Origin of the sequence: Bradyrhizobium sp. SUTN9-2, from assembly GCF_003122645.1 — a bacterium.
GTDB lineage: Bacteria > Pseudomonadota > Alphaproteobacteria > Rhizobiales > Xanthobacteraceae > Bradyrhizobium > Bradyrhizobium yuanmingense.
The window spans coordinates 211,468-234,375 of sequence record NZ_LAXE01000001.1 but is presented as its reverse complement, the minus strand read 5'-3'; the positions used below and the strand labels follow the sequence as shown (position 1 = coordinate 234,375).

24 protein-coding genes and 1 pseudogene are annotated in these 22,908 nt (G+C 65.4%); 12 read left to right on the top strand and 13 right to left on the bottom strand.

The window, feature by feature from the left end; all coding sequences use genetic code 11:
- Positions 1-8: 8 nt before the first annotated feature.
- The 4 genes from XF30_RS01150 to XF30_RS01135 are packed head-to-tail and all read right to left on the bottom strand — an operon-like array spanning position 9 to position 2,909.
- Entirely contained in the window at positions 9-836 is an 828-nt protein-coding gene (locus XF30_RS01150) for an SDR family NAD(P)-dependent oxidoreductase (RefSeq protein ID WP_109141711.1), read from the bottom strand.
- A 20-nt stretch (positions 837-856) separates the two neighbouring features.
- Positions 857-1,267, bottom strand: coding sequence for a MaoC family dehydratase (locus XF30_RS01145; RefSeq protein ID WP_109141710.1), 411 nt, complete (start codon positions 1,265-1,267; stop codon positions 857-859).
- Positions 1,264-1,719: a MaoC family dehydratase N-terminal domain-containing protein gene (locus tag XF30_RS01140; RefSeq protein ID WP_109141709.1), complete on the bottom strand. Its 456-nt coding sequence runs from the start codon at positions 1,717-1,719 to the stop codon at positions 1,264-1,266. Before XF30_RS01140 ends, XF30_RS01145 begins: the two co-directional genes overlap by 4 nt.
- An 8-nt stretch (positions 1,720-1,727) precedes the next feature.
- A complete protein-coding gene (locus tag XF30_RS01135) occupies positions 1,728-2,909 on the bottom strand; it encodes a lipid-transfer protein (protein WP_109141708.1) in 1,182 nt (393 codons plus the stop codon).
- Positions 2,910-2,997: 88 nt separating this feature from the next.
- Between XF30_RS01135 and XF30_RS01130 the strand changes: the two genes are divergently transcribed.
- Both XF30_RS01130 and XF30_RS01125 read left to right on the top strand, forming a co-directional pair.
- Positions 2,998-3,735 (top strand): TetR/AcrR family transcriptional regulator, encoded by a 738-nt coding sequence (locus tag XF30_RS01130; RefSeq protein ID WP_109141707.1) that lies wholly within the window; start codon positions 2,998-3,000, stop codon positions 3,733-3,735.
- On the top strand, positions 3,732-5,288 hold the full coding sequence (locus tag XF30_RS01125; RefSeq protein ID WP_109141706.1) for an acyl-CoA synthetase: 1,557 nt from the start codon (positions 3,732-3,734) through the stop codon (positions 5,286-5,288). Before XF30_RS01130 ends, XF30_RS01125 begins: the two co-directional genes overlap by 4 nt.
- A 122-nt stretch (positions 5,289-5,410) precedes the next feature.
- On the opposite strand, the gene XF30_RS01120 is transcribed toward XF30_RS01125, so the two are convergent.
- Positions 5,411-6,352 carry an SDR family NAD(P)-dependent oxidoreductase gene (locus XF30_RS01120; protein ID WP_225141042.1) on the bottom strand — a complete coding sequence of 314 codons (942 nt, stop codon included), beginning with the start codon at positions 6,350-6,352 and terminating at the stop codon, positions 5,411-5,413.
- Between the two features lie 72 nt (positions 6,353-6,424).
- Between XF30_RS01120 and XF30_RS01115 the strand changes: the two genes are divergently transcribed.
- Both XF30_RS01115 and XF30_RS01110 read left to right on the top strand, forming a co-directional pair.
- On the top strand, positions 6,425-7,081 hold the full coding sequence (locus XF30_RS01115) for a TetR/AcrR family transcriptional regulator (protein WP_109141705.1): 657 nt from the start codon (positions 6,425-6,427) through the stop codon (positions 7,079-7,081).
- A gap of 118 nt (positions 7,082-7,199) precedes the next feature.
- Complete coding sequence (locus XF30_RS01110; protein WP_036014532.1) at positions 7,200-7,877, top strand: alpha/beta hydrolase family protein; 678 nt, start codon at positions 7,200-7,202, stop codon at positions 7,875-7,877.
- Positions 7,878-7,880: 3 nt separating this feature from the next.
- Here the strand turns inward: XF30_RS01110 and XF30_RS01105 are convergent, their stop codons facing one another.
- Positions 7,881-8,855 (bottom strand): ketopantoate reductase family protein, encoded by a 975-nt coding sequence (locus XF30_RS01105; RefSeq protein WP_036014531.1) that lies wholly within the window; start codon positions 8,853-8,855, stop codon positions 7,881-7,883.
- A 151-nt stretch (positions 8,856-9,006) separates the two neighbouring features.
- On the opposite strand from XF30_RS01105, the gene XF30_RS01100 reads away from it, so the two are divergent.
- On the top strand, positions 9,007-9,810 hold the full coding sequence (locus XF30_RS01100; protein ID WP_109141704.1) for an enoyl-CoA hydratase-related protein: 804 nt from the start codon (positions 9,007-9,009) through the stop codon (positions 9,808-9,810).
- 3 nt (positions 9,811-9,813) lie between these two features.
- On the opposite strand, the gene XF30_RS01095 is transcribed toward XF30_RS01100, so the two are convergent.
- Positions 9,814-10,086 (bottom strand): hypothetical protein, encoded by a 273-nt coding sequence (locus XF30_RS01095; RefSeq protein ID WP_109141703.1) that lies wholly within the window; start codon positions 10,084-10,086, stop codon positions 9,814-9,816.
- A 112-nt stretch (positions 10,087-10,198) separates the two neighbouring features.
- On the opposite strand from XF30_RS01095, the gene XF30_RS01090 reads away from it, so the two are divergent.
- The 4 genes from XF30_RS01090 to XF30_RS01075 all read left to right on the top strand — a co-directional run bounded on the left by XF30_RS01090 (position 10,199) and on the right by XF30_RS01075 (position 14,548).
- Positions 10,199-11,566, top strand: coding sequence for an FAD-dependent oxidoreductase (locus tag XF30_RS01090; protein WP_109141702.1), 1,368 nt, complete (start codon positions 10,199-10,201; stop codon positions 11,564-11,566).
- A gap of 31 nt (positions 11,567-11,597) precedes the next feature.
- Complete coding sequence (locus XF30_RS01085; RefSeq protein WP_109141701.1) at positions 11,598-12,602, top strand: ABC transporter substrate-binding protein; 1,005 nt, start codon at positions 11,598-11,600, stop codon at positions 12,600-12,602.
- Positions 12,603-12,960: 358 nt separating this feature from the next.
- Positions 12,961-13,734, top strand: coding sequence for an ABC transporter ATP-binding protein (locus XF30_RS01080; RefSeq protein WP_109141700.1), 774 nt, complete (start codon positions 12,961-12,963; stop codon positions 13,732-13,734).
- Positions 13,727-14,548, top strand: coding sequence for an ABC transporter permease (locus tag XF30_RS01075; RefSeq protein ID WP_192893003.1), 822 nt, complete (start codon positions 13,727-13,729; stop codon positions 14,546-14,548). Before XF30_RS01080 ends, XF30_RS01075 begins: the two co-directional genes overlap by 8 nt.
- A 120-nt stretch (positions 14,549-14,668) precedes the next feature.
- Here the strand turns inward: XF30_RS01075 and gtdA are convergent, their stop codons facing one another.
- Positions 14,669-15,709 carry a gentisate 1,2-dioxygenase gene (gene gtdA / locus XF30_RS01070; RefSeq protein ID WP_109141698.1) on the bottom strand — a complete coding sequence of 347 codons (1,041 nt, stop codon included), beginning with the start codon at positions 15,707-15,709 and terminating at the stop codon, positions 14,669-14,671.
- Between the two features lie 213 nt (positions 15,710-15,922).
- On the opposite strand from gtdA, the gene maiA reads away from it, so the two are divergent.
- Both maiA and XF30_RS01060 read left to right on the top strand, forming a co-directional pair.
- Positions 15,923-16,555, top strand: coding sequence for a maleylacetoacetate isomerase (gene maiA / locus XF30_RS01065; RefSeq protein WP_109145513.1), 633 nt, complete (start codon positions 15,923-15,925; stop codon positions 16,553-16,555).
- The gene (locus XF30_RS01060; protein ID WP_192893002.1) at positions 16,545-17,057 is read left to right on the top strand and encodes a MarR family winged helix-turn-helix transcriptional regulator; all 513 of its coding nucleotides are present in this window, start codon (positions 16,545-16,547) and stop codon (positions 17,055-17,057) included. The genes maiA and XF30_RS01060 overlap by 11 nt, the downstream gene beginning before the upstream one ends.
- A gap of 153 nt (positions 17,058-17,210) precedes the next feature.
- Here XF30_RS01060 and XF30_RS01055 read toward each other — a convergent pair whose 3' ends face one another.
- The 5 genes from XF30_RS01055 to XF30_RS01035 form a co-directional block, all read right to left on the bottom strand.
- Positions 17,211-18,824, bottom strand: a complete 1,614-nt coding sequence (locus tag XF30_RS01055) for a benzoate-CoA ligase family protein (protein WP_109141696.1) — start codon at positions 18,822-18,824, stop codon at positions 17,211-17,213.
- Positions 18,821-19,984 carry an FAD-dependent monooxygenase gene (locus XF30_RS01050; RefSeq protein WP_192893001.1) on the bottom strand — a complete coding sequence of 388 codons (1,164 nt, stop codon included), beginning with the start codon at positions 19,982-19,984 and terminating at the stop codon, positions 18,821-18,823. Before XF30_RS01050 ends, XF30_RS01055 begins: the two co-directional genes overlap by 4 nt.
- 187 nt (positions 19,985-20,171) lie before the next feature.
- Positions 20,172-20,387, bottom strand: a complete 216-nt coding sequence (locus tag XF30_RS01045) for a hypothetical protein (RefSeq protein WP_109145511.1) — start codon at positions 20,385-20,387, stop codon at positions 20,172-20,174.
- A 133-nt stretch (positions 20,388-20,520) separates the two neighbouring features.
- Positions 20,521-21,354, bottom strand: a complete 834-nt coding sequence (locus XF30_RS01040) for a cysteine rich repeat-containing protein (protein ID WP_109141695.1) — start codon at positions 21,352-21,354, stop codon at positions 20,521-20,523.
- A 150-nt stretch (positions 21,355-21,504) separates the two neighbouring features.
- The gene (locus XF30_RS01035; RefSeq protein WP_109145510.1) at positions 21,505-22,512 is read right to left on the bottom strand and encodes an NADP-dependent oxidoreductase; all 1,008 of its coding nucleotides are present in this window, start codon (positions 22,510-22,512) and stop codon (positions 21,505-21,507) included.
- 168 nt (positions 22,513-22,680) lie between these two features.
- On the opposite strand from XF30_RS01035, the pseudogene XF30_RS39045 reads away from it, so the two are divergent.
- A pseudogene (locus XF30_RS39045) lies at positions 22,681-22,804 on the top strand (amino acid ABC transporter substrate-binding protein); the annotation flags it as partial.
- Between the last annotated feature and the right edge of the window lie 104 nt (positions 22,805-22,908).

Sequence of the window (22,908 nt, the reverse complement as noted above, 5' to 3'; positions counted from 1 at the left end):
CCTCGCTCTCAGACAATCAGGCCGCCGCCGGCGACGACCACCTGACCACTGATATAATTGGATTCCGGACTGCAGAACCGATAGACGGCGTCGGCCGCCTCTTCCGGCGTACCGCCGCGGCCGAGCGGGATCATGCGCGACATGGCTTCCAGCATGTGCGGCTGCACGCCGACCTTGATGTCCCGGCCGGCGACGTCGATGGTCTTCTGCTGCGCCTCGATCGGCTGGGTCAGGCGGGTGTTGATGAGGCCGAAGGCGACGCAATTGACGTTGACCTTGTAGCGGCCCCATTCCTTGCACATGGTTCGGGTCAAGCCGATCAGCGAGGCCTTGGCCGAGGAATAGCTGGCCTGCCCGGCATTGCCGTAGAGACCTGCGATGGAGGAGATGTTCACGACCTTGCGGAACACCTCGCGTCCCTCTTCGGCCTCCTTCTTGGAGAAGACGCGGATCGGCTCGGCGGCCGCGCGCAGGATCCGGAACGGCGCGACGAGGTGGACGTCGAGCATGGCCTGGAACTGCTCGTCGGTCATCTTCTGGATGGTGGAGTCCCAGGTATAGCCGGCATTGTTGACGATGATGTCGAGCCCGCCGAACTTGTCCAGCGCGGCGCCGACGAAGCGATCGGCGAAGCCCGCCTCGGCGACGCTGCCGTTCACGGCAGTGGCATTGCCGCCGAGTGCCTCGATCTCCGCGACCACGGCGTTGCCGGGCTCGGCATCGAGGTCGTTGACGACCACCCTGGCGCCTTCGCGCGCCAGCTTGAGCGCGATCGCGCGTCCGATGCCCCGGCCTGAGCCGGTGACGAGCGCGACCTTTCCCTGCAGTTTTGTCATTTGAATGAGTCCTCTTGCTGTCACAGCGCGACGACGGCGCTGCCTTCGAGCTTGACCTCGCCGCGATCGTCCTTGGTGGTGAGCGCGAGCCTTGCGCGACGCTCGCCGTCCTTGACGAAGAGCTCGGTCACGGTGCCTTCGCAAGTGAGCTTGGCGCCGAGCTGAGTGATCGAGACGAACCGGGTCGCAAAGCTGCGGAGCTTCGACGGCGGCACTACATCCGTCAGCGCCTGCCCAAGACAGGCCATCACCAGCATGCCGTGGGCGAACACATCGGGAAATCCGGCGGCCTTGGCGAAGTCGATGTCGACGTGGATCGGATTATGATCGCCCGATGCGCCGCAATAGAGCGCGAGCGTGTGGCGGGTGATCGGCGGAAAGACCTTGTGGACGATGCGCTCGCCGGCCTTGATGTCTCCGGATGCCGTCATGACGCCGCCTCGTTGCGCACGACGATGGTGCGCGCGGTATCGGCGACATGCACGCCGTCCTGATTGGTCACCTCGCATCGGATGCCGATCAGCGTCATCGCGCCGCCCTTCTTGTCCGTTACGCTGGTTACGCGCGGCCGAAACGTTAGGGTGTCGCCGACCAGAACCGGCGCGTGATAGGCGAAGCTTTGCTCACCATGCAGCACGCGGGACAGATTGATGCCGAGCGCGCTGAACATTTCGAAGGGATCGTCGATGTCCATCATCTCCAGGCAGAACAGATAGGTCGGCGGCACCGGCATGCCGGTGAACCCGGCCGCCCGGGCAGCATCCGCATTGCGGTAGACCGGATTCTGTTCACCCAGCGTGTTGAGGAAGTAGCGGAGACGGCCGGGCTCCACGCGCGCGGTGACCGGCGTGAAGCTGCGCCCTACGGCGGACTGGTCGACCATGGCCGATATCAGTGCCGCTTGTAGAGCGTGACGACGCAGGCGCCGCCGAGGCCAAGATTGTGCTGAAGTGCGACCTTGGCACCCTCGACCTGCGTGGCGCCGGCGGTGCCGCGCAGCTGCCGCGTCAGCTCGTAGCACTGCGCAAGCCCGGTGGCGCCGAGCGGATGTCCCTTGGACAGCAATCCGCCGGACGGATTGGTCACGATCCGGCCGCCATAGGTATTGTCGCCGTCATTGATGAACTTGCCGGCTTCACCCTCGCCGCAGAGGCCGAGCGCCTCGTAGGTGATGAGCTCGTTATGAGCAAAGCAGTCGTGCAGCTCCACCACGTCGAGATCGCCGGGGCCGATGCCGGCGCTCTCATAAACCCGGCTGGCAGCCTCTTTTGCCATGTCGTAGCCGACCAGCTGCATCATGTCGCCGGCCTTGAAGGTCGAGGGCGTATCGGTGGTCATGGCCTGCGCCGCGATGCGTACTTCTTTGCCGATGCCATGCTTGTCCGCAAACCGCTCGGAGACCAGCACGGCGGCGGCGCCGCCGCAGGTCGGCGGGCAGGCCATCAGGCGCGTCATGACGCCGGGCCAGATCACCTGGTCGTTCATCACGTCGTCCGCCGTGACTTCCTTGCGGAAAAGCGCGAGCGGATTGTTCTTCGCATGTCGGCTCGCCTTGGCGCGCACCTTGGCGAAGGCGTCGAGCGGCGTGCCGTATTTCTTCATGTGGCTGAGCCCGGCGCCGCCGAAATAGCGCAACGCCAGCGGAATGCCGGGGGCGTCGATCAGCTGGTCCGCAGCCGCGTCGAACTCCTCGAACGCGCTCGGGCGATCGGCATAGACGCTGCCGAGCGCGCCGGGCTTCATCTGCTCGAAGCCGACCGCCAGCACGCAATCCAGCGCCCCGCTTGCGATCATTTGCCGCGCCATGAATAGCGCGGTCGATCCGGTCGAGCAATTGTTGTTGACGTTGACGATGGGGATGCCGGTCATCCCGACGGGGTAGAGCGCGCGCTGCCCGCAGGTGGAATCGCCATAGACGTATCCGACATAGGCCTGCTCGATCTTCTCGTAGCCGAGGCCGGCATCGGCGAGCGCGAGCTTGACGGCTTCCGTTCCCATCTCGTGATAGGGGGCGCTGGCGCCCGGCTTGGCGAACGGAATCATGCCGACCCCGGCGACGACCACGTCAGACATCGCTTCCTCCCAATAAATTACCCGTTGGACTTTTTCTTACCCGTGGGTAACATATCGTCCGATTTCCACCAGAGTCAACCGATCGGCCATGGATTCAGCGCCGCCCGCTCCGCCGTCATCGCCTTCGCCCTGGCTGCCGTTCGAGAGCCGGCGCCGCGCCCGCGACGAGAAGCGCGAGGCGGTGCTGCGCGCCGCCGTGCAGCTGTTCCTGGAGCAGGGCTATCATCGCGCAACGCTGAACGAGGTTGCGGACCGGCTGAACATCACCAAGCCCGCGCTGTACAATTACTTCCGGGGCAAGGACGAGATCCTGTTCGAATGCTGGTCGATGGGCGCCGAACTCGTCGACGGCGTGATCACGGAGATCAACGCCGGCGGCGGTTCGGGTCTCGCCAAGCTGCGCAAGCTGGTGCACGCCTATGCCGAACTGATGGCGACCGATTTCGGCGCGAGCCTGGTGCGTTTCGATTTGCGCGATCTGGCCGAGCGGAACGCCGGTGTCGCACGCGCCGCCAAGAGGCGGATCGACGCCACCTTCCGGCGATACATTACTGCAGGCATTGCTGACGGTTCGATCAGGCCTTGCGATCCCAAGCTTGCAGCCTTCGCGATCGCGGGTTCGCTCAATTGGATCGGCCATTGGTATCGACGGGAGGGCAAGCTGTCGCCGACCGCGATCGCCGACGAGTTCACGGTGCGGCTGACGGACGGCCTGGCGGCCGAGGTTCGGCTGCAAATGACAAAGAAGACGCCGAGGGCGCCGCAAGGGCGCAACTCAGGACGCAAAGCAACAGGGAAGAAACGCACGGGAGGAGAGACGGGATGAACATCACGCACGGCCTGCGCAGGGCGCTGCAGATCAATCCGAATGGGCTGGCGACCGTTTATGGCCAGCGGCGGCGCAGCTGGGGCGAGCTCGGCGAGCGCGTTACAAGGCTGGCCGGCGGCCTGCGCACGCGCGGCGTCAGGGACGGCGACCGTGTTGCGGTGCTGTCCTTCAACTCGGACCGCTATCTCGAGCTCTATCTGGCGACCGGCTGGGCGGGAGGCGTGATCGTGCCGCTCAACATCCGCTGGAGCGCGCTGGAAAACGAGGATGCGCTGCGCGACTGCCGCGCGTCCGTTCTGCTGGTCGACAAGGCCTTTGCGCAGGTCGGCGCGCAGCTCGCCGGCGCCATTCCGGGGCTGAAGCTGATCTATGCCGACGATGGCGAGGCGCCGGCGGGGATGGAGAGCTACGAGAATCTTGTCGCGGGAAGTGCCCCCGTTGCTGATGCCATGCGCAAAAGCGACGATCTCGCCGGCATCTTTTACACCGGCGGCACCACCGGCCGTTCCAAAGGCGTAATGCTCAGTCACCAGAATCTGATGGCCAATGCGCTCAACGCACTCGGCGAAGGCCTGTTTCCGGCAAGCGCGATCTATCTGCATGCGGCTCCGATGTTTCACCTTGCCAACGGGGCGGCGATGTATTCGCTGCTGCTCTCCGGCGGCTCGAACGTGATCGTTCAGGGCTTCACGCCCGAAGGCGTGATGGCTGCGATGCAGAACGAGCGCGTCACAGACGTGCTGCTGGTGCCCACGATGATCCAGATGTTCGTCGATCACCCCGCGATCGGCAAATACGACCTGTCGTCCCTGAAGAACATCATCTACGGGGCCTCGCCGATCAGCGAGGCGGTGCTCGATCGTGCCGCGCGCGCACTGCCGCATGTCCGTTTCACGCAGGCCTATGGCATGACCGAATTGTCGCCGATCGCGACGCTGCTGCATCCCGACGAGCACATCGGGGAGGGACGCAAGAAGGGGCGCCATCGCGGCGCAGGCCGTGCCGCGCTCGGTTGCGAGGTGCGGATCGTCGACGAGAACGACCAGCCGCTGCCGGCGGGCGCCGTCGGCGAGATCGTGGTGCGCGGCGACACCGTGATGATGGGCTATTGGGAGCGGCCGGAGGAGACCGCGCGCGCCGTCGTCGACGGCTGGATGCACACGGGCGATGGCGGCTACATGGACGAGGACGGGTTCATCTATGTCGTCGACCGGGTGAAAGACATGATCATCTCGGGCGGGGAGAATGTGTACTCGGTCGAGGTCGAGAACGCGCTGGCGCAGCATCCGTCGGTGCTGCAATGCGCCGTGATCGGAATTCCCAATGAGCAATGGGGAGAGCAGGTCCATGCCGTCGTGGTCAAACGCAGCGGCGTAGAGGTTTCGACCGGCGAGCTGATCGAGTTCACGAAGACGTTGATTGCCGGCTACAAATGTCCGCGCAGCATCGAGATCACCGAGACGCCGCTGCCGTTGTCCGGTGCCGGCAAGGTGCTGAAGCGCGAGCTGCGCAGGCCGTTCTGGGAGGGGCGGGAACGGCGGGTCAGCTGACGGCTCCCGCGCGTTACGGCCTGCGCGCCGAGGACGCGCGAAGATTGATGTTTTCCAGATCGTGGTCGCGCGGATACGCCCACCGGGATCGCCATGAACTGTGTTTTCAGGCTGCGTCCGATCTAGCCATGAGCCGTCTTGCCGCCGTCGATCACGAACTGGCCGCCGGTCGTGTAGGGATGATCGTCGGAGGCCAGCACCAGCGCAAAAGCCGCGATCTCCTCAGGCGCTGCCACGCGCTGTAACCCCGGGACGTTGGATTTGGCCCATTGCGCGATGCCGATATGCCAGGCCGCATCGGGCAGGCCCTCCATGCCGGCGAGCCGGCGGATCATCGGGGTGTCCGTGGTGCCGGGGATCAAGGTGTTGATGCGGATGCCATGCTTTGCGTAGTCGAGTGCCGCGGCCTGCACCAGGCCGACCAGTCCCCGCTTGGCAGCCGAATAGGCCGAGCGCTTGGCCGACGTCGCAATGGCGTTGGACGAGGAGGTGACGACGATCGATCCGCCTTTCTCCAGCATGTGCGGGATTTGATATTTCATCGACAGGAACACGCCGCGCAGATCCGTGCCGATCACGTCGTCGAATTCGGCCGCGCTAAATTCATGCAGCGGCTTCTCGATTGAGATGCCGGCATTGTTGAAGGCGACGTCGAGCCGCCCGTAGCGCGCGATCGTCGTATCGACCAGCGCCTTCACCTCGGATTCGTGGCGCAGGTCGGCGCGAACGAAGACGGCCTCGCCGCCGGACTCGCGCACCTCGGTCTCCACCTGCTTGCCACGGTCGGTGTTACGCCCGCAAAAGGCGACGCGGCCGCCCTCGGCGGCGAACATCAGCGTTGCGGCCCGCCCGATTCCGGAGGTGCCGCCCGTGACGATGACGACCTTGCCCGCGAACCTTTGCTTGCCGCTCGGCTTTTGCTGCGGCAGCGCCGCGCCCTGGCCGAGCGCCACGCCGCCGGCGAGGCCGCCGACGGCACCTGCGAGCATGCCGAGGGCCGCGCCCCCGACCAGATGACGCCGCTTTACGGGATGGCTCGCGGTGATATTCTGCATTTCGGTCATTTCGAACTCCGGTCCGCTCAATCTGAACAGTGTTAAGATAGATATGCTGCAATCTGAACAGTGTCAAGTTACATGAAGAAACGGCCCCCCGCCGCCAAGCGCAGCACCGCTCCGACCCAGGCAAAGCCGGAGGTCGGATACCATCACGGCGAATTGCAGGAGGCGCTGATCGCCGCGAGCGAAGCCATTCTCGCCGAGCAGGGTGCGGAAGCCTTCACGCTGCGCGAAGCCGCACGCCGCGCCGGCGTTTCGCCGGCCGCGCCGTCGCATCATTTCGGCAACGCCCAGGGCCTTCTCACCGAAGTGGCGATCCGCGGCTACGACGCGCTTGCCGGCGCCTTGCGCGAGGCGGCCTCCGGCAAGCAGGGCGTCCGCGACAAGCTCCACGCCCAGGGACTTGCTTATGTCGATTATGCGTTGAGGCATCCCGGCCGTTTCCAGATGATGTTTGCCAACAAGCGGCTGGTTGCCGACGATGCGCGCCTGAAGCAGGCGAGCAGGGCCGCCGGCCATGCGTTCGAGGTCGTCGTCGCCGAGCTGACCGGCGGCACCGCGAAGGAGGCGAAGACGGCGGCTGCGGCGGCCTGGTCCACCGTTCACGGCTTTGCCAAGCTTGCGCTCGAGGAGAAATTTGGCTCTGTGAACAATGAGGCCGGACGCCGCGAGATCATGATGACGCTCGATCAGGTCCTGAACTATCTCTGGCCCGCGAGCGGCACGCGCCAATAGAGCATGATCCGGAAAAGTGCGAAGCGGTTTTCCGGAAAGATCATGCGCGAACAACAACCTGAAGCGCGATGACGTTCATCCAGATCTCATCGCGCTTTAGATGCAAATCGAGGCGGTCATGACGGGCAAGACGACAGAGCTCAAGTTCGACATCGAGCGCATCGGCACGGTCTCGGCGATCCTGACGCAGCCGACCCACGCGCGCGCCTGCTACGTCCTGGCGCACGGCGCCGGCGCAGACATGCGGCATTCCTTCATGGAGAAGGTTGCAGCCGGCCTTGCCGAACGCGGCATTGCGACGTTCCGCTTCAATTTTCCCTACATGGAAGCGAAGAAGGGACGTCCTGACCCGCCCGCAATCGCACACGCGAGCGTGCGCGCCGCGGTCGCGGAGGCGGGGCGGCTCTGCCTCGGGCTGAAGCTCGTTGCCGGTGGAAAATCATTCGGCGGCCGCATGACCTCGCAGGCGCAGTCGAAGTCGCCGCTCCCCGATGTCAAAGGGCTGGCCTTCCTCGGCTTTCCCCTCCATGCTGCCAAGAAGCCGTCGAGCGAGCGCGCCGAGCACCTCGCTGCAATCGCGATTCCCATGCTGTTCCTGCAAGGCACACGCGATGAGCTTGCCGATCTTGCCCATCTCGAGCCCGTCATCGAGCGGCTCGGGCGTAAGGCGACGCTGCATGAGGTTGCAGGCGGCGACCATTCCTTTGCGGTGCTCAAGAAATCCGGCCGTAGCAATGACGAGGCGCTCAACGAGGTGCTGGACACGCTCGCGGCCTGGATCGATGCGCTCGCCTGAGGCTCACGCGGAATAAAGCCCCTTGTCGCGCGCCTTCTGGATCGCGAGCGCGGCGATCAGGTCGAGCGTCGGCGTGGACAGGCCGGCGGTGCGCGCGAAGGCCTGGGGCGCCTTCACCAGCACGTCGATTTCCATGGCGCGGCCGAGCTCGTAATCCTGCAGCAGCGACGGCTTGTGGTTGGGCGCGGGGCCGCTGCGGCTGGCACGCTTGACCTCGGGAATGAAGTATTGGGCGATCTCGTTGGCCTCGTTCAGCATGCGCGGAATCACCTCCGTGAAGGCGGGGTCGTCGCGCACGCCGCGCGCGGTCTGGCCGGTGAGCAGGCACAGCACCGACAGCGACATGTTGGTCAGCAGCTTTGACCAGATCGCCTCGCGGATCTCGGCGACCGGCGGCGATTCCAGCCGCGCATCGTTGAAGACGCCGCGCAGTTTCGTGATCCGCTCGCAATTGCGGTCGTCGCATTCGCCGATCAGGAGGCGGTTGCGGTCCGGCGTCAGGTTCTGCACCACGCCGGGCGCGATCACCTCGTTGGAGGAGAAGATCACGCCGCCGATGATCCGCTCCTTCGGGATGCAGGCGCGCAGGCGCCCGCCGGGATCGAGGAATGAAATGTCGGGCGGTGTCGGGTGCCGCGGCGGCAGGCCGATACCGTACCACCAGGGAATGCCGTTCTGCGCGAACACGATCGCGGTGTCGTCCTGGAGCAGCGGCTTGATGCTGGAAACCAGCCCCTGAAGCGCCGTCGCCTTCAAGGTCGAGATCACGACGTCCTGCGGGCCGAGCTGAGCCGGATCGCCTGACGCGTTCACCTTGGCGCCGACCTCGGAATCGCCGACGCGCAGCTTGAGGCCGTTGGCGCGGGCCGCCTCCAGATGCGCCCCCCGCATCACGCAACTGACCTCATGGCCGGCGCGCGCCAGCCGTACCGCAATGTGGCTGCCGACGGCGCCTGCGCCGAAAATGCAGATGCGCATGTTGATATCCCGTGTCCATCCCGTGGTGTCGCCCGGCGCCAGCATGACACAAGCCGCCATGCGATGGACGCGGCCACCCTACGCCGGAAAGATATGGATCAGGGCAGGCGCGCTCAGCCATAGTGTGCGGCAAACAACCGGAGGACCGCCGATGAGTACCAGCCCCGTCCTGTGGAGCCTCGATGAACGCGGGGTTGCGACCGTCACGTTGAACCGGCCGGAGGTCAACAACGCCTATGACGGCGCGCTGATCTCAGGCGTGCTCGCGGCCATGGACGACCTCGGCAGCAAGCTCAATTTGCGCGTCGTCGTGCTCCGGGGCAACGGCAAGCACTTCCAGGCCGGCGCCGACCTCAAATGGATCAACAGTGTGCGTCCGCAATCGGCTGAGGCGAACGAGGCGGCCTCGCGGGCGACGTTCGAAGCCGTGCAGCGGCTCAACACGTTGCCGATCCCCACCGTCGCGCTGGTGCAGGGCGGCTGTTTCGGGGGCGGTACCGGCGTCATCGCGGCTTGCGATGTCGTGATTGCCGCCGACAACGCCCTGTTCTCGATCACCGAGGTGCGCTGGGGCCTGACCGCCGCGATCATCGTCCCGCAGCTCTGCGATGCCATTAGTGTACGGCAAGTCCGCCGCTACGCGCTGACCGGCGAGCGCTTCGGCGCCGAAGACGCCCGCCGCATCGGCCTCGTCCACGAGGTGGTGCCGCTCGCCGATCTCGAGGCCGCAGGCGCCAAGGTGGTCGAGCAGCTGCTCGCCAACGGACCGGAGGCCATGGCCGAGACCAAGCGGCTTGCGCTGGAGAGCTCGTTCGGCGGCATGGCCGTGAACGATGCCGCTTACACCCGGCTCGTGCGATTGCACTCGCTCAAGCGCCAGAGCGCCGAGGCGGCGGAGGGACTGGCCTCCTTCGCCGAGAAGCGGGCGGCGAATTGGGGCAGTGGCAAAGGTTAGGCGTCAGCAGCCGCGGCAGATGTTGTTGATGCTGCGATAGACCGCGTCATCGTCCTGCCGCAACTGGCGCAGCGTGTCGAGCGTCGTGCTCTCAGCCGCCGGCGTGGCCGGCTTGCGCTTAGCCGACAGGTCTTCCTCCTGCCGCTTGTAGCAGGCCTCGCGATCGGGCTTGGCGGGGATGAAGCGGCAGTTTTGCTCCACGGCCGAGGCGGGAACGGCCGAGATCGCGAGGGCGATAGAAGCGGCGAAGCAGGACCTGACGATGATCGAATCCATGCCTGCACTTGTCTCAGGTCCACCGTTAGCGAGCAACCGCGATCTTGCGGGCATGAGGACCGCCGGCTAAGCCGTGATCCAGTTCGAACCAGATTCCGGGAAGGAACGCGCCATGTGGGCCACGACGATCGACGAACCGGCGCGCAAAGTGCCGCTCTATGGCGAATATGAAGTCGTCGTGCTCGGCGGCGGGCCGGCCGGCATCGTGTCGGCGGCCGCAGCGGCGCGCGCGGGCCGGAAGACGCTGCTGATCGAGCGCTACGGCTTTCTCGGCGGCATGGGCACCGCGGCCGGCGTCACCAATTTCTGCGGCCTGCACGGCAATGTCCATGGCGAGCACCGGCGGCTGGTGCAGGGTCTGGCCTCGGAGCTGCTGGCGCGGATCGATCGCTTGAACGGCCTCAACGCGCCGCATCTGATCCTCGGCAAGGTGTTTGCCCAGGCCTATGACACCGCCGCCTACAAGATCGCGGCCGACGCGCTGCTCGCCAGCCACGGGGTGAATATCCTGTTCCACGCGCTTGGCGCCGGCGTCGTCATGGCTGATGAGCGCCGCATCGACGCGATGCTGGTTGAAACCAAGGCCGGCCGGCAGGCGGTGCGCGCGGAGATCTTCATCGACTGCTCCGGCGACGGCGATCTCGCCGTGTGGGCCGGCGCGCCGTTCGAGATCGGCGACGAGCATGGCCATCCGCTCTACCCCTCGATGATGCTCCGTCTCAACGGCATCGATCCCGCAAAGGCCGGCGAGGCCTGGCGCACCATTCCGCAATTGATGGAAAAGGCCGTCGCGGCCGGCACGCACAGGTTTCCGCGCAGAAGCGCGATCGTGCGGCCACAGAAATCCGGCATCGAATGGCGGGTGAACTTTACGCAGGTGGCGCGCGAGGACGGCCATGCCATCAACGGCATCGAGCCCGACGATCTCACCCGCGGCGAGATCGAGGGCCGCAAGCAGGCGCTCGCTGCGTACGAATTCCTGCGCAGCGCGGTGCCCGGATTTGAGAAGTCCTACATTGTCGACCTGCCGCCACAGCTCGGCATCCGCGAGACCCGCCGCATCAAGGGTGGCTACCAGCTCAGCGGCGAGGACGTGCTCGGCTGCGCCTCGTTCGCGGACTCCATCGGCGTCAACGGCTGGCCGATCGAGGCCCATGTGCCCGGCGACGTCGTCTTCACCTTCCCGCCGATCCCGGAATCGCGCGGCTATAACGAGCTGCCTTATCGGATGCTGGTCCCTGAGGGCGTCGACAATCTCCTGGTCGCCGGCCGCTGCGCCTCGATGACCCACGAGGGCCAGTCGGCCGCCCGGGTCTCCGGTGCCTGCTTCGCGATGGGTGAGGCCGCCGGTTCCGCCGCCGCGCTGGCGCTGTCCGGAAACCGGATTCCACGCGAAATCCCCATTGAAAAGTTGCAGGAAACGTTGAAACAACAGGGCGCCTTCATCGGACGGGACCAGGCGGTGCCCGAAGGCCTGTAAACGCACTGCAAGACAAAGCGGAGGAAACGGGATGATCGGGATTGCGCGGCTCGCGGTAGGGGGCCTGATGGCGATCATGGCTATGGGCACGGCACGGGCCGAGGATCCGCTGAAAGCCAGGATCGGCGTGCTCCGCCTGTCTTCGTCGGCGCCGGTCTTCATCGCGCAGGACAAGGGTTATTTCCGTGAGGCCGGCTTGGAGGTCGAGCTGAAATTCTTCGACGCGGCGCAGCCGATTGCGGTCGCCACCACCTCGGGCGACGTCGATTTCGGCGTCACCGCCTTCACCGCCGGGCTCTACAATCTCGGAGGCAAGGGCACGCTGAAGGTGATCGGCGGCATGAGCCGCGAGAAGCCCGGCTACCCCCTGATCGGCTATTTCGCCAGCAACAATGCCTATGCGAGCGGCCTGAAGACGCCGAAGGACCTCGCCGGCAAGCGTGTGGCGATGACGCAGGTCGGATCGAGCTTCCATTATTCGCTCGGCCTGCTCGCCGACAAATACGGCTTCAAGCTGGCGGACGTAAAGATCGTGCCGCTGCAATCGCTGTCGAATGCCGCCGCCGCGCTCAAGGGCGAGACCGTCGATGCCGCGTTGCTGCCGATCTCGACTGCGCGAAAGCTGATGGACGAGGGCGGCGCGAAATTCCTGGGCTGGGTCGGTGACGAGACGCCGTGGCAGCTGGGCGCGGTATTCGCCGCGCCGAAGACGCTGGCCAACAAGGCGCTGGTGACGAAATTCCTCGGCGTGCTTGCAAAGGCCGACCGCGAATATCACGACGTCATCCTCACCGCGATGAAAGACGGTGTCGCCCCGATCAACGACAAGACTAGGCCGCTGCTGGAGATCATCGCGAAGTACACCAACCTGCCGGTCGAGCAGGTGGTCGGCAACTGCGCCTACATCGATCCCGACGGCAAGCTCGACGTGAAGAACGTCGACAACCAGATCAAATGGCTGCAGGAGCAGGGCTTCGTCGACAAGGGCTTTGATGCGGAAGCGATCATCGCCAAGGAATTCGTGAAGGCGGATTGATGTTGAAGATGCAGTCTCTCGCCGCGAGCTATCTGCCACCCTCCCCTGGAGGGGGAGGGTCGATCGCACCGGCGATGCGCAGCATCGTCCGGAGCGAGCGGGGCGGGGTGAGCCACGGCGGTGGTCTGTCCCTTGTTCACGTTAGTATCCGCGGCGCATTTTATCGGCGATTGTCATCAGTATCATCGCCGATGGACTGTCACCCCGCCCCGGTTCGCATTTCGCTTCGTTCAATACGACATAGCCGAAGCTTGGCTTCGGCGTTCTCAGGGACGGCCGCCATGGGCGGCCTATGCCCTCCCCCTCCAGGGGAGGGTGAAGAGCGCGCACACCAGCCCGAGCAGAAACGGTGCGCCTCATGGACCTGATCGCCAGCCACATCACCCATCGCTTCGGCGATCTCGCCGTGCTCGACGATGTCTCTTTCACCGTCGGTGCCGGGGAGGTGGTGGCGATCGTCGGGCCCTCCGGCTGCGGCAAGAGCACTCTGCTGTCGATCCTCGGCGGGTTGCTGCAGCCGACCTCCGGCGCGCCCGAGCTGCGCGGCGCGCCGCCGGCGGACAGTCTCAATCCGCTGACCTTCGTGTTCCAGGACTTTGCGCTGCTGCCCTGGGCGACGGTGGAGGAGAATGTCGAATTCCCGCTGCTGCACACCCAGCTCTCGGCCGCGCAGCGCCGCGCGCTGGTCGAGGATGCGCTGCGCCGCACCGGCCTCACCGATTTTCGCCAGACCTATCCAAAGCAGCTCTCCGGCGGCATGCGCCAGCGCGTCGGCATCTCGCGCGCGCTTGCGGTGAGGCCCGCGATCCTCTTGATGGACGAACCGCTCTCGGCGCTGGATTCGCAGACCCGCGAGCTCTTGATGGAGGATTTCATCCGCCTGCTCGCAGATGGCGGCATGGGCGCGGTCTATGTGACCCACAATCTCGAAGAGGCCGTGCGGCTCGCCGATCGCATCGTGGTGCTGTCGCGCCGTCCCGGCCGCATCCGCGAGGTCGTCACCGTGCCGATGGCGCGGGCGACGCGCGGCGAAGCGGCGGCGCGCGAAAAGCTGCTGGTGCTGCAGAACCAGATCTGGTCGCTGATCCGCAACGAGGCGATCGATGCCGAGCGCGAGGTCCAGCATGCTTGACCGCGCAGCAACGGACACGGCCAAGAACGAAGCTACGCGGCCCGTCCGCTTCCGCGGCGCCGGTTTCGTGCCTGCCTCGAGCCGGTACGGCGGCTGGATCGCGCTCGCTTTGGTGATCGCGATCTGGCAGGCGGCGGGCAGCGCCGGCCTCGTCAATGCGCTGTTTCTGCCGACTCCTTCCGCAATTGTTCGCGCGATCTATCAGCTGGCCGTTTCCGGCGCACTCTGGCAGCATGTTTCGGCCTCGCTGCTGCGGATCGGCGTCGGCTGGCTGTTGGGAACGGCGGCCGGCATCGCCGTCGGTTTCGCCATCGGCCTGTCGCGTCTCGCGCGCAGCGTCGGCATCACCTTCATCTCGGCGCTGTTTCCGATCCCGAAGATCGCGCTGCTGCCGCTGCTCATTCTCTGGCTTGGTATCGGCGAAGAGCCGAAGATCGCGACCATTGCGCTGGGGGTATTCTTCTCGACCGCGATCTCGGTCTATAGCGGCGTCGATGCCGTGCCGCGCAACCTGATCCGCATGGCGCAGAGCTTCAACGTTCCGTTCGCCACCATCGTGCGCAAGGTGATCTGGCCGGGCGCGCTGCCGGCGATCCTTGCCGGCTTCCGCATCACCGCCTCCGTCGCGCTGCTGCTGGTCGTCAGCGCCGAGATGATCGGCGCCCAATACGGCATCGGCGCCTTCGTGCTTCAGGCCGGCAACCTGATGCAGACCGATCAGCTGCTCGCCGGCGTCGTGATCCTGTCGGCGTTTGGGCTGGCGGTCGGGAAGGTGATCGGCTGGCTGGAGATGCGGCTGTTGCACTGGCGCTAGATACGATCACCGGCGCCGTAGGGTGGGCAAAGCGAAGCGTGCCCACCATTCCTTCATGAGTCGCGAAGACGTGGGCACGGCGCAAGGGCGCCTTTGCCCACCCTACGAGACCGGCGACCGTCACGCGTTCCCGCGGTCTTCCCTGAACAGATCCAGCTTCTGCTGCACCGGCCGATCCGAGAAGCTGAACAGCACGGCGTCCTCATCCGCCTCGTGCGTCACCCAATGCCAGCTCGGCACCACGAACAGGTCGCGCGGGCCCCATTCGAACATTGTATCGCCGACGCGGCTCCGACCCTTACCCTCAATCGGGCAGAACACCGTCGCATCGGTCGAACGATAGCGCGCGGTGTTGAAACCCTTCGGCAGCAGCTGGATGAAGGTGCCAATCGTCGGCATCGCGAAATCGCCGGTCTCGGGGTTGCTGAACTTCAGCTTGAGGCCGTGGCAGGCGTCCCATTCCTGGCTCGTCCTGGCCTTCTCCAGCGCCTCGCGGGTGTAGGCATAGGGATAGCTGAAGATCGGCGAAGTCTTCGAGCTCCGCTTCACATCAACGGGCAAGAGGTTGTGGCCGTAGCGGGCAAAGCTGTCGCCCGCGGGCTTGGTGATCTTCTGCTGGTCTTCCTTCGCGCCTTCGGCAAAGGAGCAGTCGAAGAATTGCACCAGTGGAATGTCGAGGCCGTCGAGCCAGAACATCGGCTGATCGGTCTCGTTGGAATGATCGTGCCAGGTCATCGACGGCGTGATGATGAAGTCCCCGGGCTCCATCGCGGTGCGCTCGCCGTCCACCGTGGTGTGGGCGCCCCTGCCTTCGAGCACAAAGCGCAGCGCCGACTGGCTATGCCGGTGCGCAGGCGCGACGTCGCCGGGCACCACCATCTGCACGCCGGCATAGAGCGAGGTCGTGATCTTGGATTGCCCGCGCAGCCCCGGGTTCTCCAGCACCAGCACGCGCCGCTCGGCCTCCTTGGCGGTGATCAGCTTACCGGCCTCCGTCATGTAGTCTCGGATGACGTCGAACTTCCAGAGGTGTGGCCGGCAGGCGCTCTTCGGCTCCGGCGTGATCAGGTCGCTCATCACCGTCCACAGCGCGGTGAGATTCTCGCCGTCGATCTTCCGGTAGAACGCCTCGCGTTCCGGCGTCTTGGTCACGGCTTCCATGGTTGCTGCTCCCGATCGTTTGTTGATTGACAGTATACTGAGGATCTAGGTAGCGTCAACGTGACGGATGACATACAAGGTTGTCATTCCGGGGCGAAGGGCCGCGCAACGCGTGGCCCGGCGAGCCCGGAATCCATAACCACGATCGGGAGTATGGATTCCGGGCTCGACGCTGGCGCGTCGCCCCGGAATGACAAAAGCAGGGAGGTCTCAATGAAGCTGCACGGCTATTTCCGCTCCAGCGCCGCCTACCGCGTGCGGATCGCGCTGAACCTCAAGGGGCTCGGCGCCGAGCATCTGCCGCATCATTTGCGGAAGGGCGAGCAATGCGCCCCCAGCTATCTCGCCATCAACCCGCAGGGCCTGGTGCCGGCGCTGGAGGACGATGCGGGCGGAGTGCTGACGCAATCGGTCGCCATCATCGAATGGCTCGACGAGACCCATCCCAATCCGCCGCTGTTGCCGAAGGATCCGCTGCGCCGCGCCAAGGTGCGGGCGTTTGCGCTGGCGATCGCCTGCGACACCCATCCGGTGCAGAACCTGAAAGTGCTGGCGCGGCTGCGTGAGCTCGGCCTGCCCGAGGAGAAGGTCCAGGATTGGGCCGCCTGGGTCAACCGCGAGGGCCTGTCGGCCTGCGAGACGCTGATCAAGGACGAGAAGGGCCCATTCTGCTTCGGCAATGCGCCGACGCTGGCCGATCTCTGCCTCGTGCCGCAGCTCGGCAATGCGCGCCGCTTCGGCGTCGACGTCTCCGCCTATCCGCGCCTGCTCCAGGCCGAGGCCGCCGCCAAGGCGCTGCCGGCATTTGCCGATGCCGCGCCGGAGAAGCAGCCCGATGCCGAGTAAGCCGCCCCCTCCGATCACGATCGACGCAGTCTATGCCGCGCCGGGCTATCTGTTCCGGCGCATGCAGCAGATCGCCGTCTCGATCTTCATGGAGGAGTGCAAGGCGTTCGACCTCACGCCGGTGCAATATGCCGCGCTGGTCGCAATCCACACCCATCCCGGCATCGACGCGACGCGGCTGTCGGCGGTGATCGCCTTCGACCGCTCGACGCTCGGCAGTGTGATCGAACGTCTCCAGGCCAAGGCCTATATCGAGCGCAAGCCGGCACCCGAGGACAAGCGGATCAAGCTCCTGTACTTGACGAAGTCCGGCGCCGCGATCCTGCGCGAGATCATCCCCGCCGTCGAGCGCGCGCAAGGGCGGATGCTGGAGCCGCTCAAGCCCGCCGACCGCAAGGCGCTGATGGGCCTGCTGGCGCAGCTGGTCGATCTCAACAACGAGGCCTCCCGCGTGCCGCTGCGCGCGGAGGACGCGCTGGAGCATCTTGGGAAGGCTGGGTGAGGGGCTCCAGTTGTAGAGCGACACTGTCGCCCTCAATCTCGACTGTCATTCCCCGCGCAGGCGGGGAATCCAGTACCCCGCGGCGTCTCGATTCAACCGCTACCGTCTCGGAGTACTGGATCGCCCGGTCAAGCCGGGCGATGACAGCACGCCTCACATCCGCAGCAACGCCTGCCGATCGATCTTCCCCGTGCCGGTCTTCGGCAGCTCGTCGATGAAGATCACCTCGCGCGGATATTTGTAGGGCAGCAGCCTGGCCTTGACATAGTCCTGCAGCCTGCGCGTCGCCTCACTCTGGTCGACCGCTCGGCTGTTCATCACCACCACCGCCTTCAGCGTCATGCGACGGTCCGGCAGCTCGGCGGCGAACACCGCGCATTCGCGGATGTCGGGGTGATCGGCGAGGCACAGCTCGACCTCGAGCGGGTAGACCCACTGGCCGGAGATCTTGATGAGATCGTCGGCGCGGCCACGGAAGAAGTGGAAACCGTCGGCATCCCGCACGAAGCGATCACCGGTGTAGATCCAGCCGCCCTCGCGGATGGTCTCGGCGGATTTGTCCGGCCGGTTCCAGTACAGCGGCGTGTTGGAATCACCGCGGACCCACAGAATCCCTTCCTCGTTGTCGCCGACGTCGCGGCCGTCCTTGTCGCGCAGCGCGACCTCGTAGCCGGGAACGCGCAGGCCCGCAGCACCGAGCTTCTTCTGCTCGGGCCGGTTGGAGAGATAGATGTGCAGCACCTCGGTCGAGCCGAGGCCTTCGACGATTTCGAGCCCCGTGAGCGTCTTCCAGCCGTTGAAGACCTCGGCCGAGAGCACCTCGGCGGCGGAGAGTGCCATGCGCAGCGACGAGAAGTCCGTCTTGTCCGCGCCCTCGGCCTTGGTTAGCGCGGTGTACAGCGTCGGAAGGCCGAAGAAGATTGTCGGCTTGTACTGCTCGATCGCCGCGAAGATCGCTGCCGGCTTCGGCTGGCCCGGCAGCAGCAATGTTGCGGCGCCGGCCGAGAACGGGAAGGTGACGGAATTGCCGAAGCCATAGGCGAAGAAAATCTTCGGCACCGAGAAGCAGATGTCGTCAGGCGTCAGCTTCAGTACGTTCCGCGCAAAGGCGGCATCCGTGTAGGCCATGTCGTGCTGCAGGTGCACGATGCCTTTGGGCCGTCCGGTCGAGCCGGAGGAGTACATCCAGAACGCCATTTCGTCGCGCCGCGTCGGCGCTTCCGCCAGCTCAGCAGAAAATTGCGCGAGCCAGCTCGCCGCCGCGAGCGCCCGCGGCGCCGCGTGCTCGCCGGCCGCGCCGTTGGCGACGATCAGCGTATGCAGCTTGGTCTCCCTGCAAGCCTCGGCATTGAAGCGCGCTGCGAATTCCGCATCCGCCACCGCGACGGTCGCGCCGGAATCGGCGAGGTAGAATTGCAACAAGTCCGGCGGCGTCAACGTGTTGATCAGCAGCGGCACGAAGCCGGCGCGCACGGCGCCGAAGAAGGCGGCGGGGTAGGCCGGCGTGTCGTCGAGAAACAACAGCACGCGATCGCCGCGCGCAAGGCCAAGCGAGGCGAAACCGTTGCCCCAGCGGCAGGCCTCCGCGCAGAGCTCGGCATAAGTGCGCGTGCCTGCCGGCCCCAGGAGAGCGAGCTTGTCGCCGCGGCCCTTGCCGAGATTGTCGAACAGCACGCGGCCGGCATTGTAGATGTCGGGAACGGCAAAGCCGATCTCGCGCGCGCCATCGCTGTCCGCTGGCACCTGGTCACGGATGTCATGGCTCATGCCGCATCTCCGCCCTTGTCTTCGGCGCCGTCTCCGGCGTTCCTGGCCGCCTCGTAGCGAGCCATGAAGGCCGGCGACATCGCACGCAGCCGGGAATCGTCGATGCGGCCCGAGCGGGTGATGTAGCTGTAGGCGAAGTCCATCAGGGGAAGCTTCATGTGCTCGGCGAAATGTTCGTACCAGAACGCACTGGTGCGCGCCGCGTTGACGAGCTTCTGCACGATGGGCTTGCGCGCGGCCTGATAGCGATGCAGCGCGGTCGCAAGATGCGCATCCGACTCCAGCGCCTTGACGAGGGCGATGGCGTCCTCGATCGCGAGCCGTGTGCCCGAGCCGATCGAGAAATGCGCCGAATGCAGGGCGTCGCCGAGCAGCACCATGTTCTTGAACGACCAGTGCTCGTTCCAGATCCAGGGAAAATTGCGCCAGACCGATTTGTTGGAGACGAGGCAATGGCCGCCGAGCGTGTCGGCGAACACCTCCTCGCAGACGCCCTTGGACTGCTCGACGTCCTTGTAGGCGAACCCATAGGCCTGCCAGGTGGCGTAATCGCATTCGACCAGGAAGGTGCTCATGGTCGGCGAATAGCGGTAGTGATGGGCGTTGAAGGCGCCGCGTTCAGTCTTCACGAAAGTCTGCGACAGCGTGTCGAAGCGTTTCGAGGTGCCGTACCAGACGAACTTGTTGGATGAGTAGGACAGCGAGGTGCCGAAATCGCCCTCATAGGCGCGGCGCACCAGCGAGTTCAGCCCGTCGGCGGCAACGATCAGATCGTGGCCGTTGAGCTGGTCGATCGCCTGGATCTGCGTGTCGAAGCGTGGCGTGACGCCGATAGCGAATGCGCGCTGCTGCAGGAATCTGAGCAGCTCCAGCCGGCCGATCGAGGAGAAGCCGACGCCGTCGATGGCGACGCTGTCGCCATGCAGGTGCAGCGTGATGTTCTCCCAGCTCTCCATGTGCGGGGCGATCGCATCGACCGTCTCGGGGTCGTCGGCGCGCAGGAATTCCAGCGCCTGGTCGGAGAACACGACGCCAAAGCCCCAGGTCGCGTCGGCCGGGTTCTGTTCGAACAGGTCGACCTGATCCTCGGGGTGACGCTTCTTCCAGAGATAGGCGAAGTAGAGCCCACCGGGCCCCCCGCCAATCACGGCGATCCGCAACGTCTGCCTCCCTAATTGACAGTATACTTACTATCTAGGGGTAGACTAATGTGCTCCGGTGTCCTGCGCCAGCGGAATTATTGCCAGCGCGCGGCACGCCAAAGCACGTGTCCGGACACGCTCGTGCGCGTCCGAAACTGTCAGGTGCGAATCATAGCCAAACCGGGGCGGATTGGCCACCGGGGGGTCAGACGCAGCGCTTCACATAGACCCCGTTCACCAGAACCCGGGTGCAGCGGACCGCCGGCACCGGCTTGCGGACGACCACGGCCGCGTTCGGGCCGGCGCAGCCGGCGCGAACGACGCCGCGTGCGCACACCACCGCATTGGCGTCGGTGGCATCGAAGGTCATGGTGGCGGCGAAGGCCAGAAGCGCGGAAGCAACGAGCAGCAATGAACGCATGTTGTCCTCCCGGGGCTTGTCGTGGTCGTAGCGGCCTTTCAAACAAGGATCGGTTAGTTTACGCCTCAGCACGCGCAAACCTTCGCGTCACGCACCGCAATTCATGCCGCGGACGAATTAAGCCCGCTCGGTGTCATCGCGCCGCGAAAGGCGCGAGCACCTCCTTGCAGGCCGGCGAGAGCGATGCCGCCCGGTTGGAAATGCATTGGATGATCCGGCCGCCGCCGGGCGCCACGCCGGCGCAGAGGGTGCGGATGTCGGCGCCGCAAGCCGACCGCACGATGAACAGCTCTTCGCGCGGCAGCAATGGCCGCAGCACGATGGCGGCCGGAGCCGCGGCAGGCGCCGCCTCTGCGGCCGGTGCAGCAGCGGAAGCAGGCGCGGCCGCTCCGCCACCGAAAGCCGCATTCACCGCCTTGGCGCAACCGGCCGACACCTTCGCCTTGTTCTTCTCCAGGCATTCGAGCGCGGGCGCGCCGCCGGGCGGCACGCTGGCGCAGACCTTGGAATAATCGCCGCGGCAGGCGCTCTTGATCGCGGAAACCTGCGCGGGGCTCGGCTGCTTTGCTGCTGCTGCCTTCGGCGCCGCCGCCGCTCCCGGCTTGGAAGCTGGCGCGGCAGCCGGCGCCCCTTCCGTTTTTGCCGGTTCAGACTTGGCCGGTTCAGATTTGGCCGGTTCAGATTTGGCGGGCGCTGCTTCGGTCTTCGGCGCGGCGGCCGGTTCGACCGCGCGAACCGCAGCCTGGCAGCCCGACGACAGGCTCGACATGTTCTTGGCGAGGCATTGATACGCCTCCACTCCGCCAGGCGTCACGCTCGAGCAATGCGCCATAAAGTCCGAGCGGCATGCGGACCGGATCGCGCTTTTCTGGGCCTCGGTCTGCGCGAACGCTCCTGTTGCAGTTGCGAAGAGTGCTGTCGCCAGCAATGCCGTGCGCGTCGATGCATGCTTCAACGTTTTGAACATTTGAATGAATTCCTGCCCGATCGGGAACGCCGACCATTCTGAAAAAGATATGCAAGCGCAATCGTCGCGAGGGTCAGCTCGCGAGCGACATCTTTGGCCGCTTCGGCCTCTACCGCAAGTCAATTATGCCGACGCAATTGGGGCGCGCGACTACGTCGTCAGTCTTACCATGCGCTTGCCGCGGTTCTCGCCTGCAAGCAATCCAATCAGCGCTTTCGGCGTGTTCTCAAGTCCATCGAGAATGTCCTCCTGCACCTTGAGCTTGCCGGATTTCACCCAAGCCTGGAGATCGGCGAGCGCGCGCTCGCTGTCCTTCATGTAGTCCATCACGATGAAGCCCTGCATGGTCAGCCGCTTCACCACGACCAGGCCGGGCACGCCGCGCGGGCCATGTGCGGCAGGCGCGCCGTCATATTGCGAGATCGCGCCACAACAGGCGATGCGGCCGTAATTGTTCATCTGCGGCAGGCAGGCTTCGAGGATGTCGCCGCCGACATTGTCGAAATAGACGTCGATGCCTTTCGGGGCCGCTGCGCGCAGCGCCTTGAACACCGCGCCGTCCTTGTAGTCCACGGCGGCATCGAAGCCGAGCTCGGAGGTCAGCCAGTTGCACTTGTCGGCGCCGCCGGCGATGCCGACGACGCGGCATCCCCTGATCTTGGCGATCTGTCCGACGATCGAGCCGACCGAGCCTGCGGCTGCGGAGACCACGACCGTCTCGCCGTCTCTCGGCTTGCCGATCTCAAGCAGGCCGAAATAAGCGGTGAGGCCCGCGATGCCGAACACGCTGAGCAGGTGCGTCATCGGCTCGAGCTTCGGCATCTTGGTCAGATGCTTCGCCGGCACGGCGGCAAATTCCTGCCAGCCGGTGTCGCCGAATACGATATCGCCGGGCGCAAGCCCCGCTGCCTTCGAGTTGACGACCTCGGCGATGGCGCCGCCGGCCATGACGCTGTTGGCTTCGACGGCGGAACGATAGGTCGCGCCGTGCATCCAGGCGCGGTTGGCCGCGTCGAGCGAGATGTAGCGTACGCGCAGCAAGGCCTCGCCGTCCTTCGGCTCCGGCATCGCGCCCTCGACCATCCTGAAATGTTCGGGACCGAGCTTGCCGCTGGGCTTCTCCACCAGCAGGATCTGGCGATTGATGTTGCCGCTCATGGCGTTTCCCTCTTCATTTGCTTGACGATCATTGATGCAGCCGCCGCAAGGAAAGCGTGCAAGCCGCATGCGTCGTGCGCTGATTGAAGGCTAGATCGCCGCTTTCCATTTCACAACGGGAACATCCCGACAACGCGGCCGCACGCAAGGCGTGTTGCGTCGAGCGCGCCTTCCACAAACAAATGGGTTCACCGCGCGACTGCCCACAGGCGAGCGCCTGAACGTGCCGATCTCGCTGCAGTTGGAGGAGGCGTTCAAGGCGATGGACGATTCCCCGGGCGCGAAGAATTAGCGCTTACTTCCCTTCTCCCCTTGTGGGAGAAGGTGGCGCGAAGCGCCGGATGAGGGGTTGCATCCGCGAGTCCTGTTGCGAGAGGCTCGCGCGCGGAGAGAGAC

Bases quoted from the DNA above. Each gene is read 5' to 3' on its own strand.
- XF30_RS01150 (WP_109141711.1), bottom strand. From the start codon at position 836: ATGACAAAACTGCAGGGAAAGGTCGCGCTCGTCACCGGCTCAGGCCGG.
- XF30_RS01145 (WP_109141710.1), bottom strand. From the start codon at position 1,267: ATGACGGCATCCGGAGACATCAAGGCCGGCGAGCGCATCGTCCACAAG.
- XF30_RS01140 (WP_109141709.1), bottom strand. From the start codon at position 1,719: ATGGTCGACCAGTCCGCCGTAGGGCGCAGCTTCACGCCGGTCACCGCG.
- XF30_RS01135 (WP_109141708.1), bottom strand. From the start codon at position 2,909: ATGTCTGACGTGGTCGTCGCCGGGGTCGGCATGATTCCGTTCGCCAAG.
- XF30_RS01130 (WP_109141707.1), top strand. From the start codon at position 2,998: ATGGATTCAGCGCCGCCCGCTCCGCCGTCATCGCCTTCGCCCTGGCTG.
- XF30_RS01125 (WP_109141706.1), top strand. From the start codon at position 3,732: ATGAACATCACGCACGGCCTGCGCAGGGCGCTGCAGATCAATCCGAAT.
- XF30_RS01120 (WP_225141042.1), bottom strand. From the start codon at position 6,352: ATGACCGAAATGCAGAATATCACCGCGAGCCATCCCGTAAAGCGGCGT.
- XF30_RS01115 (WP_109141705.1), top strand. From the start codon at position 6,425: ATGAAGAAACGGCCCCCCGCCGCCAAGCGCAGCACCGCTCCGACCCAG.
- XF30_RS01110 (WP_036014532.1), top strand. From the start codon at position 7,200: ATGACGGGCAAGACGACAGAGCTCAAGTTCGACATCGAGCGCATCGGC.
- XF30_RS01105 (WP_036014531.1), bottom strand. From the start codon at position 8,855: ATGCGCATCTGCATTTTCGGCGCAGGCGCCGTCGGCAGCCACATTGCG.
- XF30_RS01100 (WP_109141704.1), top strand. From the start codon at position 9,007: ATGAGTACCAGCCCCGTCCTGTGGAGCCTCGATGAACGCGGGGTTGCG.
- XF30_RS01095 (WP_109141703.1), bottom strand. From the start codon at position 10,086: ATGGATTCGATCATCGTCAGGTCCTGCTTCGCCGCTTCTATCGCCCTC.
- XF30_RS01090 (WP_109141702.1), top strand. From the start codon at position 10,199: ATGTGGGCCACGACGATCGACGAACCGGCGCGCAAAGTGCCGCTCTAT.
- XF30_RS01085 (WP_109141701.1), top strand. From the start codon at position 11,598: ATGATCGGGATTGCGCGGCTCGCGGTAGGGGGCCTGATGGCGATCATG.
- XF30_RS01080 (WP_109141700.1), top strand. From the start codon at position 12,961: ATGGACCTGATCGCCAGCCACATCACCCATCGCTTCGGCGATCTCGCC.
- XF30_RS01075 (WP_192893003.1), top strand. From the start codon at position 13,727: ATGCTTGACCGCGCAGCAACGGACACGGCCAAGAACGAAGCTACGCGG.
- gtdA (WP_109141698.1), bottom strand. From the start codon at position 15,709: ATGGAAGCCGTGACCAAGACGCCGGAACGCGAGGCGTTCTACCGGAAG.
- maiA (WP_109145513.1), top strand. From the start codon at position 15,923: ATGAAGCTGCACGGCTATTTCCGCTCCAGCGCCGCCTACCGCGTGCGG.
- XF30_RS01060 (WP_192893002.1), top strand. From the start codon at position 16,545: ATGCCGAGTAAGCCGCCCCCTCCGATCACGATCGACGCAGTCTATGCC.
- XF30_RS01055 (WP_109141696.1), bottom strand. From the start codon at position 18,824: ATGAGCCATGACATCCGTGACCAGGTGCCAGCGGACAGCGATGGCGCG.
- XF30_RS01045 (WP_109145511.1), bottom strand. From the start codon at position 20,387: ATGCGTTCATTGCTGCTCGTTGCTTCCGCGCTTCTGGCCTTCGCCGCC.
- XF30_RS01040 (WP_109141695.1), bottom strand. From the start codon at position 21,354: ATGTTCAAAACGTTGAAGCATGCATCGACGCGCACGGCATTGCTGGCG.
- XF30_RS01035 (WP_109145510.1), bottom strand. From the start codon at position 22,512: ATGAGCGGCAACATCAATCGCCAGATCCTGCTGGTGGAGAAGCCCAGC.